Origin of the sequence: Chryseobacterium edaphi, from assembly GCF_025628985.1 — a bacterium.
In the GTDB taxonomy this organism is placed as follows: Bacteria; Bacteroidota; Bacteroidia; order Flavobacteriales; family Weeksellaceae; genus Chryseobacterium; species Chryseobacterium edaphi.
Genome location: NZ_JAOTEM010000007.1, coordinates 16,792 through 31,455, shown reverse-complemented (window position 1 = coordinate 31,455; position 14,664 = coordinate 16,792). Strand labels below are relative to the sequence as shown.

Here is a 14,664-nt window from a genome sequence, read left to right as displayed (position 1 = left end):
TCAGAATTTTAAAGAATAAGTTCTTCTTCTTTTATGATTCACAGGGTTGTAGTCCTGCCAGAGAACCTGTACACTTTTATTCTCTTCCAGTTCGGGATTGGTTTCTGCGAAGTCGATTCCCATATTGTTGAAACGGACAAAGATTTCTTTAAAAATAATAGCCGTTACACCGCGTCTCTGATACTCCGGATGAATTCCAATCAAATAGAAATTGGCTCTGTCATTTTTCTTCTGTGCCTGCATGAAATGCCACCATCCAAAAGGAAGAAGTTTTCCTTTGGCTTTTTGCAAAGCTTTTGAATAGGAAGGCATCGTCACGGCAAAAGAAACCAATTCATCATACTCGTCAACTACGCAGATCACATAGTTTTTAGCAATCATCGGGAAGAATTTTTCTTTATAGGTTTTAATCTGTTCTTCGGAAATAGGAGTGTAGGTGGAAAGATGTTTATACGTCTCGTCGAGCAATTTAAACATCGGTTTTACGTAAGGTAAAATCTCTTCTTTATTTTTAAAATCTAAAACTCTTAAATTATACTTTTCAGCAATCAGTTTGCTGAATTTTTCCACTTTTGGAGGAAGAATTTTAGGGAAATTCATTTCAAACTCTACCCATTCTTTTTCTTTTATAAGTCCAAGACTTTCAATATGTTTCGGGTAATACTCATGGTTGTAAATACCAATCATTGTCGCGATTTTTTCAAATCCGAAGGTCAGCATTCCCGCCTTGTCAAGATTGGTAAAACCCATCGGTCCTTCAATATTGTCGATCTGATGACTTTTAGCATAATTGATCACAGTGTCGATTAATGCTTTAGACACTTCTTTATCGTCAATAAAATCAATCCATCCAAAACGAACTTTTCTGATGCCGAGTTCTTTTTCTTCTTTATGGTTAATGACTACTGCGATTCTACCAACTATTTTACTGTTTTTAAATGCCAGAAACTGCTTTGCCTCGGAATACTGCAACGCTGGGTTTTCCTGAGAATTCCACACATTCAATTCATCTTTAATAAAAGACGGAACATAATAGGGATTGTTCTTGTACAAATCCATCGGGAATTTTACAAATTGTTTTAATTCGTAAGGTGTTTTTACTTCAAGAATTGAAACTTCTGACATAGTATTTTGGGGTAATTTCAACCACAAATATAATTAATAATTGTTAATACTTTGGCACAATTATTACATCCCTTAATAGAATTATTATATATAAAATTTCAGAAAAAATGACAGGTTATTATCTTATTATAGGAATCTCGATGCTGATCAGCTGGCTGGTTTCCTCAAGATTGAAATCTAAATTCGAGTATTACTCCAACGTACATCTTAGAAACGGACTTTCAGGAAAAGAAGTGGCAGAAAAAATGTTGAGAGACAACGGAATCAATGATGTACAGGTTATTTCAGTTCCGGGACAATTGACAGATCATTATAATCCAGCAGACAAAACAGTGAACCTTTCAGAAGGCGTTTATATGCAGAGAAATGCAGCTGCAGCGGCTGTTGCAGCTCATGAGTGCGGTCATGCAGTACAGCATGCAGTAGGATATTCAATGTTGCAGTTAAGATCAAAACTAGTTCCGATTGTCAACATCAGTTCAAATCTGATGCAGTTTGTCATCATTGCAGGTATCGGAATTATGGCAGCAACAAGATCAATTGATAATCCGAATGGAAACACTTTGGTATTGATGATCGGTGTAATCATGTTTGCGGCAACAACACTTTTTGCTTTTATCACTTTGCCTGTAGAATACGATGCAAGCAACAGAGCGATGAAATGGCTGAAAGATTCAGGAACAGTGACTTCAGAAGAATTTGTAGGAGTAAAAGACAGTTTGACTTGGGCAGCAAGAACCTATCTTGTAGCAGCAATCGGATCTCTGGCTCAGCTTTTATATTGGGTTTCAATCTTAATGAGTAGCAGAAGATAAATTTAGTTTTTAAATTCAAAAGAAATATGTTGCATCTCAGAAAGTTTTTCTGAGATGTTTTCTTTTTGTACTGTTTTTAACGAGGCGGATAAAATACAGTTTTCATCAGCATCAAAATTTAAAACTTTAGCGTCAAATTTTGAGAGCAGTGTGAAAATGACATTCTGCTGATTAAACTGAAACTGAATTTCAATTTCTGTTTCTAATTCTTTGGTGATAATTTCAGCATCATCTAAAGTGATTTTAGCAGATTCTTTATATGCTTTTACCAGACCTGAAACACCTAATTTTGTTCCGCCGTAATAACGTACACTGATCACCACAACATTGGTGATTTCGTTAGCTAAGAGTTGATTGTAAATCGGCAATCCTGCACTTCCCGAAGGTTCGCCGTCGTCATTTGCTCTGTAATTTTCTCCATTTAAACCCATTCTGAATGCATAACAATGATGGGTCGCTTTTGGATGTTCTGCTCTTATTTTTTCTAAAGCATTTTTAAGCTCATCTTCATTATTGACGGGAAAGGCAAACCCGATAAACTTACTTCCTTTTTCCTTAAGAAGTGTGTTTTCAACAGGTTTTTCAATGGTTTTGTATTCGTGCAGCATCGTTCAGCTAAGAATTGATATTTTGATGAAACTCGATCAGATTATCTCTGAATGGTCTAATTTCAAAAGGTTCATGTTGGAATTTTGGAGCTTTCGTTCCGTTTCCAATGGTTAGGTTTTCATTTTTAATGATGATCGTTTCATCCCACAAATCAGCATCGATGAACTGTTGTAAAACCACACTTCCGCCTTCAACAATTACAGATTGGATCTGTAATTCATATAATTTTTTAATCAGTTTTTCAATGAAATTTTCTCTTTCAGTTTTAATAAATTTAATATTTCCTTCGTCAGAATTTTTTACAGAATTAAAAACAAGAGTTTCAGCTTCATTATTGTAAATATTGTAATCAGCCGGAACTTTCAAATCGATATCAATCAAAATTCTTACAGGATTTCTTCCGGTAATTTCTCTCGTTGTCAAACTTGGATTGTCACGCAGAGCGGTCATTGTTCCGATCAAAATAGCGTGTTCGTTGTTTCTAAGTTCGTGTACAAATTGTTTCGTTAAAGAATTACTAATCTGTGTAGGTTTAAAATCCTTATCCATAAATCCATCGCTGGATTGTGCCCATTTCAGGACAATAAAAGGGCGTTTTTTCTCGTGATAAGTAAAGAATCTTTTATTCAAATCAACACATTCTTTTTCTAGAATTTCGGATACCACTTCAATTCCTGCATCTTGGATGATTTTCTTGCCTTTTCCGTTGACTTTATCATGAGAATCCATTGCGCCGATGACGACTTTTTTAAATCCTAATTCTACGATTTTTAAAGCACACGGCGGAGTTTTCCCAAAATGAGCACAAGGTTCCAAAGAAACATAAATGGTGGATTCAGGAATCAGACTTTTATCTTCAACAGAATTGATAGCATTGATTTCTGCATGATTTTCACCCGCTTTGTGATGATAACCTTCTCCGATGATTTTTCCGTCATGTACGATCACACTTCCGACCAAAGGATTAGGATAAGTGTTTCCTAAAGCTTTTTTAGCCAGCTCAATGCATCTTTTAATGTAAATTTCGTCCTGCATGATATTAAAAAAGCGAAGACAAATTTCTTTGCTTCGCCGTTATCAGTTGTATTAATATTTTATTCTCCAGCAATAATACTATGGAGGTTTTGCTTCAATGTTTCCAGATGAGCTTTTTTATCATCAATCGTATTGTACGTATCTCTTAACATCAGATTTTCTCTTGATGGATTTTTAAAGAACGATAAATTGTTTTCAAGTTTTACGATTTCTGCTTCCAGATCAGCAATCTGATTTTTGATCTTTCTGGCTTTGTCGGTCAGTTGATTTTCAGATAAGCCTTCTTCTTTCAGTTCAAGTTCGTTGATTTTGTTAAGCTTCAATTTTTCTCTTAAAGCCTTATTAAATTCAGAATTGATTCCGATTTTATCTCTCGGTACTTTTCCGATGTTATTCCACGAAGTTTTGATGTTTTCAATTTTTTCAATGCTTCCTTCTTCGTCAGAAATTGTTTTCAGCTCTTCAAGAATTTCTTTTTTAAGCTTATAGTTTTCTTTCCAGTTGTCGGTAGAAGCGTTGCTTTTTTCTCTGTAATTATTAAAAAATGTATTGCAGGCTTCACGGAATTCGTCCCAGATCTTATTGGTCATGCTTTTCGGAACGTGACCTATTTTTTTCCAGTCTTCCTGAAGTTTTTTGAAAAGTGCAACGGCAATATCCCAGTCTTCAGAAAGCATATTGTCTTTTGCTGTTTGAATCAGTTTTAATTTTTCATCTAAATTTTCCTGTTGGGAACCTTTTAATGATTTATAGTAATTGTTCTTTGTCGTGTTGAAATTTCTAAGGGTGGTTTTAAAATCATTCCAGTTATTGTTGGATAATTTTCTGGGTACACTTCCTGTTTTCAGAAATTCAGAACGGAGTTCTTCCACTCTTTTGATCGAGTTTTGCCAGTAATTGTGGTTGGGAGTGTCTTTTGGATCAGATAATTTTTTAATCTCAGCAATAAGCTCATTTTTCTTTTCAAGATTGGCGTTCTGCTCCGTTTCAATAGCTGCAGAAAGCTCAGATTTTCTTTCGTGGATTTTATTTGAAATTTCTTTAAACTCGTCCCAGGTTTTCTCACGGAATTCTTCTGCAACCGGCTCAGCTTCTTCTTTCCAGAGTTTATGTAGATATTGTAATTCGTTCAAAGCTTTTTGTACAACAGGCTCGTTTTCCAATTCTTTTGCGCGGGCAATGATATGTTGTCTTTTTTCAAGATTGTGGCTGTATTCCTGCTCAAGAAATTCTTTATTCAGATCCAGCATTTGATAAAACTGATTCAGATGATGGAAATAATTATTGTTAAGGATTTTAAATTCAGATTTTGCAACCTGTCCTGCTTTTGACCATTCTTCTTTAATTTCACGGATCGATTTGAAAAGGTTGGTTCCCGGTTCAGAATTTGTATACAGATTTTTTAATCGGTCGATCAGTTCCTGACGGTGATCAAGATTCTTTTTCTGCTCTTCTTCCTGACTTTTCTGAAAGGTATCGTGTTTTTCTTTGAAAATATGAATCAATCCGGAAAGTTTAGACTGTGCAGGATGTTCGAAGCTGAAGTTTTCAGGTGCGTTTCCTGCATCTGTGTATTCGTGCTTTTTGTCTTCGATCTCATCATGGATAGCGTGATTTGCTTTTTCTTTCAACGCATTGAATCTTTTAAAATTCTCACCTGCGTTGTTAGAATTGATGATTGTTTCCATTTCTTTGAGGGCTTCACTCAGAGAGATTTCGGCATCTACATGTTCTTCTGTATGTTCCGTTTCCTCTTCTGGGGTACTTTGTTCTTCAGGAGCAGTGTTTTCCGGTGTTTCCTGTGGAGTTACCTCGGTAGAAATTTTGTTTTCTTCGTTTTCAGAAAGATTGTTTTCTGTAGTCATAGCAAATCTTTTATGTGAGTGGCGTTTATTCTTTAAATATAGGGAAAAGCCAAATAAAGTACTAATTTATGTTATTTTTTTTTAAAATTCCAAATTTCCCAGGCTTTTTCTGCCTGCTGCTCAAGCATGTAATATCCGTTGACGGTTTTTGAATCTCTTTCAGCAGAATTAATGATGAATTTGGTGTAATTCGGATTGTAAATCAGATCAATAACCAGATGTTCTTTTGAAAGTCCTTCAAAAGGAAATTCCAGGCAGTCTTCTGTATTTGGGAATGTTCCTAAAGGAGTACATTGCACAATGATATGATGATTCTGAACTGTTTCTTTATCTAAATTTTCAAAATTTAAGTCAGATTTTCTTGAGACAGTTTGCGTGGATATTCCGTTTTTATTTAAAACATATTGTACTGCTTTTGCGGCACCTCCGTTGCCTAGAATCAGCGCAGAGTTTTGGTGAGATTTTCTATGGATCTTTAAAGTTTTCTCAAAACCGAATGCATCAGTATTGTAACCGATTTTTATTCCGTCTTTAATTAAAACACAATTAACTGCACCTATTTCTCTGGCTTCATCACTGAGCTCATCCAGATAATCAATGATTTTTTCTTTATAGGGAATGGTTACATTAAAACCCAAGAGTTCAGGATCTTTGAAAAGACTTTCAACTTCGTCAATTTCCTGAAAATCAAAAATGCTGTACGAAAACTGATCAAGCATCAGTTTCTGAAACTTTTCTTCAAAGAATTTTTTAGAAAAGGAATAGGAAATATTTCTCCCGACAAGACCTAGTTTTTTTTTGGAATCCATAAATCAAAAATAAAAAAAAGACCGAAAAAATCGGTCTTTAAGTTAAATTATATTTTGTTTAAATTAATCTACAATGAATTTTGAAGAACTGTTGTCGGTTTTCAGAATATAAGTTCCTTTTGTAATTCCTTGAAGGTTGATCTTATTGGAGTTTTTAAAAGGATTGGCAATACTCTGAATCAGTTTCCCTGAGAGATCATAGATTTCAGCTTTTAAAACTTTGCTTAGGTTTTCACCTTTTACAGACAATTCATTGTTTTTTACCGGATTTGGGTAAATACTGAATGATTTATCTCTTGAGACCTCTGAAGTTGCCAGTGGTGCGGTATAGCACGTCCAGCTTAGATCATCAATTGAAATTCTTTTTCCTGTTTCTGCATTTATAATCTTTATTACAACATTATTAGCAACATTAATATTGCTGATCGTAGTAGTTATAGCTGCTGTACCAAATGGAATGGTTCCCGCATTATTTCCGTTGATCTGTAAAATAAGGTTACCTGCTGTATCTGAAAATGGCAATTTGGTAGTAACCGTTAAGCTGCTAATACCTCCGGAAATAGTAGAAGTTGTCAGATTTCCGTTTCTTATGTTGATTGCCCTTCCGTTGATGGTTTGATCTGTTCTTGCATCTGTTGCAGTCCATGTAATATTATTGCTGGTCCATGTTTGAACTCCATAGCTTGATGCACTTGCAGGAATATTGGTGAAATCTTCTGTACCACAACTTCCGCCTGGCTGTCCACCTGCGAGAGTAGTTCCCGTAGCAGTATTGCTTGCCGCAGAAGCATTTCCTGCTGCATCTTTTGCAATCACGTAAAAATTATACGTTGTAGACGGATTTAGTCCTGAAACTGTAGCTGTCGTTCCTGAAACTGTAGCATAAAAAACTCCATCTTTATAAATATCATAAGCAACAACTCCAACATTGTCAGTAGAAGCAGTCCAGCCTAATGAAATTGAATTCGCAGTCGGAGTGTTTGTAGTCAAATTGGTCGCAGCAGTTGGAGCTTGTGTATCAACAACCGGAGTTCCCCAAACCTGATTGACATAAGAAGGATTATCGATGTATGGGTTTCTGTTTCCCTGATAATTATAAGAAGCGTTATTTCTTGCAATTTCCGCCGGAGAAACAGGATCTAAAGCGTTCCATGCTAATAATTGGTTTAATTCCCACGTCTGTAATCCGGGATAAGCAGAACCTCCGAGCATATCTCCTGAATTAAATCCGGCAAGTTGAGTTTCGTATCTGGTTACAAAATAAAAAATCATTCTTGCAACATCCCCTTTGAAGGCGTCGATGGGTTCGAAGACAATTCCTGAATATCCCGGAGAAACGGAAGTTCCTAATTTTGAACCGTTTTGTGATGTGAAAGAAGGTGAGCTGTTTACTTTTCCGAAAGGATAATTTGATCTCATACCGTTTACTTTACCGTCTGTAGCTCTGATAAAATGTACATCGGAAACCATCGGCGAATTTTCATTAAATAAACTTTGCGGAACAATGTGTTCTCTGTTGTAGCAAGAGCCTTCACCACTGTAATTACCGCATTGGTTGACGATAATGTTGTAATTGTAAGGGTCTGCTCCGTTTGGATTTTCAGAATAAATGTCTAAAATCGTATTATCGTTTTCATATCCCGGAAGTCCTGGAATATTGTCGCGATCAGTTGTTTGATAAGCAGTCCATAAACCTGTATATCCATGATCTGTATGACCGCTCGTGATAATCGCTTTTAATTGAGATTTAAGGGTTGCTCCGGTTCCTGTAGCGGTACTGTAATATCCGGTAGGAATTTGTGCAAAAGCATTGATGGATAGAATGCTTAGCAATAAAGAATATAATATTCGCTTCATTTTTTTTAAATTGGAAGGCAAATTTACGAAAAAAATTAACTGATAGATGTTAACTTTTAGTAATGTAATCTTTACTGATTTTTGAGAAAAACCAGGAAATAGAAATTCCGAATAGGGAAGCGGTTGCAGCGACAATCAAATAATTTTCTGCAACAATTCTTACTGGAAAAGGAACGTTTTCTACTGCTTTGAAAAATTCTGTGTATTGTTGGAAGAGACAAAGTATGCTTCCTAAAAGCAAACCGGCAATTACTCCTAAAACAACAATCAAAAGTCCTGTATAAAAATAGGTTGTACGCAAATTGCTTAAAGGAAAGCCTAATGAAATCAATGATTTTGCCTGTTCTTTTTTATCAAGCTGTAAAATAATGATAGCTCCTGCTAGATTAAAAGTCGTAATGAAAATCACCAGCGCAAAAATAAGATAAATGAAGAGTTTTTCGGTGTTGATCATCTTCCAGAAAGCGGCGTTTTCTTCCTGTTTCGTTTTGATCTCAACATTTTTACCGAGAGATTTGATCAATGTTTTTTTTACCTGATCTGCATTTTCAGGATTTTTAAGTTTAATGACAATCTGATAAGCTGATTTTTTAGGCAGCTGCAACAATTCTTCAGAAAGCTCAATTGGGGCAATGATATAATTGTTCAGTTGGTCATTTCCCGGAAAAACACCTGTTACCATAATGTTTTTCTTATTATAAATATCTTCTTCTTTTTGGATGATTCCGGTACCGGATTTCGGCATAAAAACAGTGGCGAAGTCTTGTATCGTGTCAACGGGAATAGAAAGTCGGTTGTCCAGAGAATTTTCCATGATGACCTCGTTGGAATATCTGAAACTGGGATATTTTCCGTAGAAAATGGTGCTGTCAATAGGATTTACTTTAATGTAAGCAGAATCTACACCTCGGAGATAAGCAATGTCGCCCTTTCCGTTATAATTGATGTATACTTTCTCTTCTATAACTCTGGAAAAATGAAGAATATCTTTATTGTTTTTTAAAATGCTGTTGGTTTTCTTCAGGTCGGCGATGGTTTTTCCCGAAGTACTTTTTACCGTCAGATCGGCATGAAGATTCGAGATAAGTTTCTGGTTGAAAACTTCAAGACCTGAGAAAACAGAAATGATGACAAACATCGCAGCAACAGCAACGGTCATAGCACCAACTGCCAACCACGTAATAAACGTAACAGCGGTGCTGCCTTTTTTAGATAAAAGGTATCGGGATGCTATATAAAATGAAATGTTTTTCAAGTCTTTCTACAATACAGGATTGTCGCCGTCGCCTCTCAGTTCTTTTTCTATTTTTTCTACGTCATCAAGGGCAGTGTCAAGATAAAAATTCAGATGAGGGATCACTCGTACCTGCTTTGCCATTTTCTGACCGAGGAAATTTCTGTACTGTGCTTTGTTTTCCTCAATTTCTTTCATGATTGAAGCTCTGAATTCTTGTGGGAAAATACTGAGATAAACTTTGGCAACACCTAAATCCGGTGAAATTTTGACATCAGAAACTGATACTAAAAAACTCTGTTTGCTTTCTGCCGACTGCTTGCGGAAAAGTTCTGCGAAATCTTCCTGTATAATCTGTGCTACTTTTCTTTGTCTGTTGCTTTCCATAAGTTCTGCAAATTTACTATTTTTGTTTGAATTGCTCATTGAAATTTGCAAGGTCTGTCAAATTTACGATTTCAATCAAATCAAACCCCATAAATGGGTATTCCGTATCATCATAAATACATTTTAAAATGAAATTAGAACATATCGGCATTGCTGTAAAAAGTTTGGGAGTTTCTGACGAACTTTTCGAAAAACTTTTAGGTAAAAGATCTTATAAAAACGAAACAGTTGAAAGGGAAGGGGTTACGACTTCTTTTTATAACACAGGTGAAAGTAAAATAGAATTATTAGAAGCCGATAATGTTGAAAGTCCGATTGCGAAATTTATCGAAAAAAAAGGCGAAGGAATTCATCATTTGGCTTTTGGAGTAGAAAATATTTTAGAAGAGGTAGAAAGATTAAAAAAAGAAGGATTTCAGTTTATTTCCGAAGAACCGAAAGAAGGCGCTGATAACAAATTAGTTGTCTTCCTTCACCCGAAATCTACCAATGGAGTCTTGGTAGAACTTTGTCAAGAAAAGGCATAAAAAATTTTGTAGTGAAAGAATTTTTACTATTTTTGCAAACACAAAATTTAACCAAGTTTTGAGGTCCTATAGCTCAGTTGGTTAGAGTCCCTGACTCATAATCAGGTTGTCCTTGGTTCGAGCCCAAGTGGGACCACTTTTTAAATCAAGCACTTACAGAAATGTTGGTGCTTTTTTGCTTTTCAATACAACAATTTATTATTTTTGAGTTTTAGATAATGAAAATTTAAATAATCTAAACTATGACAGAAAACTTCTACGAAGCATTTGAGAAATATATACTCAATCAAAAAGTTATATCTTGGGGATTTCAGCATGAGATCAAAGTGCTGTTACCCAACGGATATTCAGCTTATCCAAGCGGATATTTCACGGAATACGAAAATGGATATAAATTGATTGCAAGCGGAGCCACACTGCATCAAACCAATATTCAGGAAGCGATGATTTTAGACCCAAATGGTGTACCTGTTGCAAGAGATACAGAAGATACTATTCCCTGTAAATATTAGTTCAACAGTTAAAATTTTATTCGGAAAAAAAATAAATATAAGGATTATTGAGAAGGAAACAGTTGCGTGAATTTTCATGTTAAAAAATTGCTTATGGTAATAAAATAACTCATTAGCTACATTATGCCATCTCTGTCGTGTTTCGGCACAGAAATGTGATGAAAAAGATACTTTGAGCCTTGTAAGTAATTATGCTCCCAAGTCAGTTCAATCTTTAATAAGTTGTACACTTTATTATTATATTAATGATATTGCAGATTTATAAAAACGTAATCCGAAAAAGCTGATAATATTAATAACGTGATGTTAATCAGGGAATTAAGAATTTAAAAAAAAATTATACAACCGAATTTTTATTTGGTGGACAAGTACAAACCTCAATATCCCGGGAAAACAGCTCAGTTATAAGGAAACAGAAAGGTTACAAAAAATATAATACAAAAAAGTTTTTTTTCATGGAAAGCCGCGTTTTTTTGTTAATTTGTTTTTCACAAATCCTGAAATCAGAAATATGATGTTTTTTAAAAGAAACTTCATTAAATGTCAGATTTCAGCTTCCGTTTTGAATAATAATAAAAAAAACATAATTGATCTTAGTGCAGGATACGTTTGGAAAAATTACAAAATAATTTTAATTTTTAATAAAATTATCTTAAATTTATCACACTAATAGCTATTGATGAATAATTTACGATTATTAAAATATTCGCTGATTTTTTTCATTGTACATCTTTCTGCCCAAAAGCAGATGTACAAATCTACGATGGTTGTAGACACATCAAAAAATAAAAAATTTACCTCATCTATTGTAATGGCCAATAATAAAATTGTCTTTAATGCAGATAATTTTGTGTTGTATGCAATCGATAAAGATAGCTATCAGACGGTTTGGGAAAGAAAAATCGGATGGCGCTCAAATACAGCTCCATATATATTCAAAAACACCTTTTTTTACGGAAATTATAATGGTAGCGATCGGAAAATTCATCAGTATGATATTGAGACGGGCAAAACTATTCGGGAATTAGGAATAGAATCGATTAATACAAAACCGCATTTCGAAAAATCAGTAATGTATACAACAGCAATGAATGACGGCGGAAAACAGATTGCTTATGATCTTGAAAAAAATACAGTTGTATGGCAGCACAAGATCAATTTCGGAGCCGATGTGCAGCCGGTTTATTTAAATGACAGGATTGTGGTGAACGCAGAAGATGATTTGTGGTTTGAGGTGGATTTTAAAGGGAATTTCATCAACAAAGAATCTGAAACATTCACTTATATTGACGAAATGAAAGTGACTGCAAAAAAGTTTCTTTTTTTAAGCCACGACCAAACACCCCTTACCAAAGAATGGCTCAGGAAAAACAAACTTGCGGATTCAGAATTTAAGATAGAGAAAAATCAGCACTATACTTTTGTCCTTAACGAAAAATACCTCACCGTAATAGGGAAAAAGGGCAAGAAAAAAATACAGCTGGATTTGGAGAACCTTATATCACCGGAAGAATATGAAAACCAGACTTTATCAGCTATTCTTAATGCTGAAAACAAAAAAATCTGGCTCATTCATCAAAATCATCTCATTCATTACGATGTGAAAAAAGAAAAAATGCTTCGGAATGTTTTTCTCGGCAACTGGCGACCGCAACAGATGATCTTAGATGGCAAAAATATTTGGCTGATCTCCGCAAACGACGGACAGCTGTATCATCTCGAATTTGAACCGGATGAAAACATCAACAGAATAATGCAGGAAACCAAAGCCAGACAAGATCATTTAAAATGTGATCTCCCAAATCCTGATAAAATAAAAGCAGCGAAAGCAGCTGAAGAAAAATTTAAAAATTAATTAAAATAAAGAACTATGAAAAAAATCTTTACGATATTTTTAGTTGCCATTATTTCTGTTACAGCTCACGCACAAAAAAGCGGACCAACAAAAGAGCAGACTATCGATTTTATTAAGGATTATCTGAAAGATTTTAATAGTGGAGAATATAATGGAAAAGCAAACACATATCCTGTAAGTGAAATACTACAAAATAGGGTTGACAATTATTCTATCGATTTTAGTTTGGATAAATGTAAACCAACCGTTCACTATAACACTACATTTTCATATGATTATAAAAATGATACTTCCGTGCGTATGTATAAAATTTTAACAAAAAACAAAATCATAATAGATCTGAAAAAAATTGAAGAAATATTCATTGCGTCCAATTATTTAAATGCTCGTTCAGATATGATGGATGCTAATTTAACATTTGTAGCTGCCACTGGTGAATCGAGCCAACACTTCTTAACAGAAATGACATTAAGCCAGCAGAAAGATACTGAAAAAGATTACAATGATATGAAATTACCAGAAACTTCATCTCTCAAAAAAAATGTTTCATTCCCATTAAGTTTTTACTCAACAAGTGATAATGTCGATTACAAATCTCAACACAAAAAAATCTTACAGGCATTCAACCATCTTCGCAAACTCTGCGGCGCACCGGAACCCATCAATTTTGAATAAAACCATATTAAATATAAAAATAAAACCATGAAAACAACAAAGACATCAGTTTTAAAATTTGTCTTAATATTATTCTTAATGCTAATGAGTATTACAGAAATCAATGCACAGACTAAATTCAGAGCAAAAGATCTCGACGGAACCTGGATAAGACAAGACGGGATGAAAATAAACATATTAGGCGCCGATCTATTTGACGGAACTCTTGCCACAATTCAGAATGTTGGCAACAGTGGTTGGCCAAAAAGTGTTGTAGGCTATCTGTATAAATTTACTCAGATAAAATACGTCAGTGGAAATACCTGGAAAGCAGTAAACAATGTCTACAGGCAACAGAACGGCCATACCGTAGAACAGGGCGAGGTGCTTCTTAAAATGAAAGATGACAAACAGTCTTTCGAGGTAGGGAATGATGTTTATAAGAAAAACTAATTTTTGACAATATGAAAAAACTATTTACAATTTGCTTGATGATGGCAGTTCCAGTTCTTGCAAATGCACAGACAAAAGAAGAGACAATAAGTTGGCTGAAAGAAAAATTAGCATCTTGTCTTAGTCTAAGTAATTACTATACCGATTTGAAAATAATCAGCATTAATGAATGTGAAATTATTGTAAAATATAATAACCCTCAAAAGGATGGCTCACCATCTTATCATACTGTGACAATACCTACAGAAGGAATAATAATTTCCAAAAAAATAGAAAGTGAACTATCGACAATAAAACATTTTTGGCACTGGAATTCAACAACATATTATTATAAAGAAGCAGAAGTTATAAATGTAAGGGAATGTGAAACGGATATTTATACGAGGCTACAAAAAGCCATAAATCACCTGAACACCTTTTGTCCCAAGAAAAAAGAAACATTTTAAATAAAAAATCATGAAAGAACTACTTACAATTTTCGTCTTATTCTTAGGATTGGGATTTACGAATGCACAAAGCTTAACATTTGACGAAACCGTAAATTACATCAATAAGATTATTGAGGAAAACTCTGGTTCAAATATTAGCTGGTTTAATAACGGCAGTGACAGTGGAGATCTAATCCATGGGATCATCGCAGAAAAAAACGGCAAAATAATTCTTTATTCGCATCTTGACAGAAATTTAAATTACAGTAAAGAGACCAAAAATCTAAAAGGATCATTTAATGTATTTGATTTTGAAAAATTTAATGAATACTGGAAATTCTTTGAGCTATTGGATAAAGACAATAAAATGATCGGTAGATTATACCGTTTTCCGCCGACATACATTTCAAAGCTTGAAAAAGCACTTAAACACTTACAGACACTATGTGTAAAAGAAAAAGATCCTTTTGACTGATTAAATATCAAACGATTAATTTTT

General features: G+C 34.4%; 16 protein-coding genes and 1 tRNA gene. 9 read left to right on the top strand and 8 right to left on the bottom strand.

The genetic code is table 11. The features are described 5' to 3' along the window. Entirely contained in the window at positions 1-1,125 is a 1,125-nt protein-coding gene (locus tag NZ698_RS18630; RefSeq protein WP_263004755.1) for a GTP cyclohydrolase, read from the bottom strand. A 107-nt stretch (positions 1,126-1,232) separates the two neighbouring features. On the opposite strand from NZ698_RS18630, the gene NZ698_RS18625 reads away from it, so the two are divergent. Then, the gene (locus tag NZ698_RS18625; RefSeq protein WP_263004754.1) at positions 1,233-1,940 is read left to right on the top strand and encodes a zinc metallopeptidase; all 708 of its coding nucleotides are present in this window, start codon (positions 1,233-1,235) and stop codon (positions 1,938-1,940) included. Between the two features lie 2 nt (positions 1,941-1,942). On the opposite strand, the gene NZ698_RS18620 is transcribed toward NZ698_RS18625, so the two are convergent. The 7 genes from NZ698_RS18620 to rbfA form a co-directional block, all read right to left on the bottom strand. Continuing rightward, entirely contained in the window at positions 1,943-2,548 is a 606-nt protein-coding gene (locus NZ698_RS18620) for a YigZ family protein (RefSeq protein ID WP_263004753.1), read from the bottom strand. Between the two features lie 7 nt (positions 2,549-2,555). Next, positions 2,556-3,584: a bifunctional diaminohydroxyphosphoribosylaminopyrimidine deaminase/5-amino-6-(5-phosphoribosylamino)uracil reductase RibD gene (gene ribD, locus NZ698_RS18615; RefSeq protein ID WP_263004752.1), complete on the bottom strand. Its 1,029-nt coding sequence runs from the start codon at positions 3,582-3,584 to the stop codon at positions 2,556-2,558. Between the two features lie 59 nt (positions 3,585-3,643). Continuing rightward, positions 3,644-5,449 (bottom strand): DUF349 domain-containing protein, encoded by a 1,806-nt coding sequence (locus NZ698_RS18610; RefSeq protein ID WP_263004751.1) that lies wholly within the window; start codon positions 5,447-5,449, stop codon positions 3,644-3,646. 71 nt (positions 5,450-5,520) lie between these two features. Beyond that, positions 5,521-6,258: a shikimate dehydrogenase family protein gene (locus NZ698_RS18605; protein WP_263004750.1), complete on the bottom strand. Its 738-nt coding sequence runs from the start codon at positions 6,256-6,258 to the stop codon at positions 5,521-5,523. Positions 6,259-6,321: 63 nt separating this feature from the next. Further along, positions 6,322-8,115 carry an endonuclease gene (locus NZ698_RS18600; protein ID WP_263004749.1) on the bottom strand — a complete coding sequence of 598 codons (1,794 nt, stop codon included), beginning with the start codon at positions 8,113-8,115 and terminating at the stop codon, positions 6,322-6,324. 49 nt (positions 8,116-8,164) lie between these two features. Next, positions 8,165-9,370: an ABC transporter permease gene (locus tag NZ698_RS18595; protein ID WP_263004748.1), complete on the bottom strand. Its 1,206-nt coding sequence runs from the start codon at positions 9,368-9,370 to the stop codon at positions 8,165-8,167. 6 nt (positions 9,371-9,376) lie between these two features. Continuing rightward, entirely contained in the window at positions 9,377-9,736 is a 360-nt protein-coding gene (gene rbfA, locus NZ698_RS18590; RefSeq protein WP_263004831.1) for a 30S ribosome-binding factor RbfA, read from the bottom strand. Between the two features lie 128 nt (positions 9,737-9,864). On the opposite strand from rbfA, the gene mce reads away from it, so the two are divergent. The 8 genes from mce to NZ698_RS18550 all read left to right on the top strand — a co-directional run bounded on the left by mce (position 9,865) and on the right by NZ698_RS18550 (position 14,640). Then, on the top strand, positions 9,865-10,263 hold the full coding sequence (gene mce, locus NZ698_RS18585; RefSeq protein WP_263004747.1) for a methylmalonyl-CoA epimerase: 399 nt from the start codon (positions 9,865-9,867) through the stop codon (positions 10,261-10,263). A gap of 62 nt (positions 10,264-10,325) precedes the next feature. Continuing rightward, positions 10,326-10,399, top strand: a tRNA-Ile gene (locus NZ698_RS18580). Positions 10,400-10,505: 106 nt separating this feature from the next. Continuing rightward, positions 10,506-10,775: a hypothetical protein gene (locus NZ698_RS18575; RefSeq protein WP_263004746.1), complete on the top strand. Its 270-nt coding sequence runs from the start codon at positions 10,506-10,508 to the stop codon at positions 10,773-10,775. Positions 10,776-11,454: 679 nt separating this feature from the next. Continuing rightward, a complete protein-coding gene (locus tag NZ698_RS18570; RefSeq protein WP_263004745.1) occupies positions 11,455-12,630 on the top strand; it encodes a PQQ-binding-like beta-propeller repeat protein in 1,176 nt (391 codons plus the stop codon). A gap of 15 nt (positions 12,631-12,645) precedes the next feature. Then, positions 12,646-13,305 (top strand): hypothetical protein, encoded by a 660-nt coding sequence (locus NZ698_RS18565; protein ID WP_263004744.1) that lies wholly within the window; start codon positions 12,646-12,648, stop codon positions 13,303-13,305. Between the two features lie 27 nt (positions 13,306-13,332). After that, positions 13,333-13,737: a hypothetical protein gene (locus NZ698_RS18560; protein WP_263004743.1), complete on the top strand. Its 405-nt coding sequence runs from the start codon at positions 13,333-13,335 to the stop codon at positions 13,735-13,737. An 11-nt stretch (positions 13,738-13,748) separates the two neighbouring features. Next, positions 13,749-14,183 (top strand): hypothetical protein, encoded by a 435-nt coding sequence (locus NZ698_RS18555; protein ID WP_263004742.1) that lies wholly within the window; start codon positions 13,749-13,751, stop codon positions 14,181-14,183. 10 nt (positions 14,184-14,193) lie between these two features. Next, positions 14,194-14,640, top strand: a complete 447-nt coding sequence (locus NZ698_RS18550) for an aldo-keto reductase family protein (protein WP_263004741.1) — start codon at positions 14,194-14,196, stop codon at positions 14,638-14,640. The last annotated feature ends 24 nt before the right edge of the window (positions 14,641-14,664 follow it).

Excerpts from the sequence above, each read along its gene's own strand:
- NZ698_RS18630 (WP_263004755.1), bottom strand. The coding sequence starts at position 1,125 with ATGTCAGAAGTTTCAATTCTTGAAGTAAAAACACCTTACGAATTAAAA.
- NZ698_RS18625 (WP_263004754.1), top strand. The coding sequence starts at position 1,233 with ATGACAGGTTATTATCTTATTATAGGAATCTCGATGCTGATCAGCTGG.
- NZ698_RS18620 (WP_263004753.1), bottom strand. The coding sequence starts at position 2,548 with ATGCTGCACGAATACAAAACCATTGAAAAACCTGTTGAAAACACACTT.
- ribD (WP_263004752.1), bottom strand. The coding sequence starts at position 3,584 with ATGCAGGACGAAATTTACATTAAAAGATGCATTGAGCTGGCTAAAAAA.
- NZ698_RS18610 (WP_263004751.1), bottom strand. The coding sequence starts at position 5,449 with ATGACTACAGAAAACAATCTTTCTGAAAACGAAGAAAACAAAATTTCT.
- NZ698_RS18605 (WP_263004750.1), bottom strand. The coding sequence starts at position 6,258 with ATGGATTCCAAAAAAAAACTAGGTCTTGTCGGGAGAAATATTTCCTAT.
- NZ698_RS18600 (WP_263004749.1), bottom strand. The coding sequence starts at position 8,115 with ATGAAGCGAATATTATATTCTTTATTGCTAAGCATTCTATCCATCAAT.
- rbfA (WP_263004831.1), bottom strand. The coding sequence starts at position 9,736 with ATGGAAAGCAACAGACAAAGAAAAGTAGCACAGATTATACAGGAAGAT.
- mce (WP_263004747.1), top strand. The coding sequence starts at position 9,865 with ATGAAATTAGAACATATCGGCATTGCTGTAAAAAGTTTGGGAGTTTCT.
- NZ698_RS18575 (WP_263004746.1), top strand. The coding sequence starts at position 10,506 with ATGACAGAAAACTTCTACGAAGCATTTGAGAAATATATACTCAATCAA.
- NZ698_RS18570 (WP_263004745.1), top strand. The coding sequence starts at position 11,455 with ATGAATAATTTACGATTATTAAAATATTCGCTGATTTTTTTCATTGTA.
- NZ698_RS18565 (WP_263004744.1), top strand. The coding sequence starts at position 12,646 with ATGAAAAAAATCTTTACGATATTTTTAGTTGCCATTATTTCTGTTACA.
- NZ698_RS18560 (WP_263004743.1), top strand. The coding sequence starts at position 13,333 with ATGAAAACAACAAAGACATCAGTTTTAAAATTTGTCTTAATATTATTC.
- NZ698_RS18555 (WP_263004742.1), top strand. The coding sequence starts at position 13,749 with ATGAAAAAACTATTTACAATTTGCTTGATGATGGCAGTTCCAGTTCTT.
- NZ698_RS18550 (WP_263004741.1), top strand. The coding sequence starts at position 14,194 with ATGAAAGAACTACTTACAATTTTCGTCTTATTCTTAGGATTGGGATTT.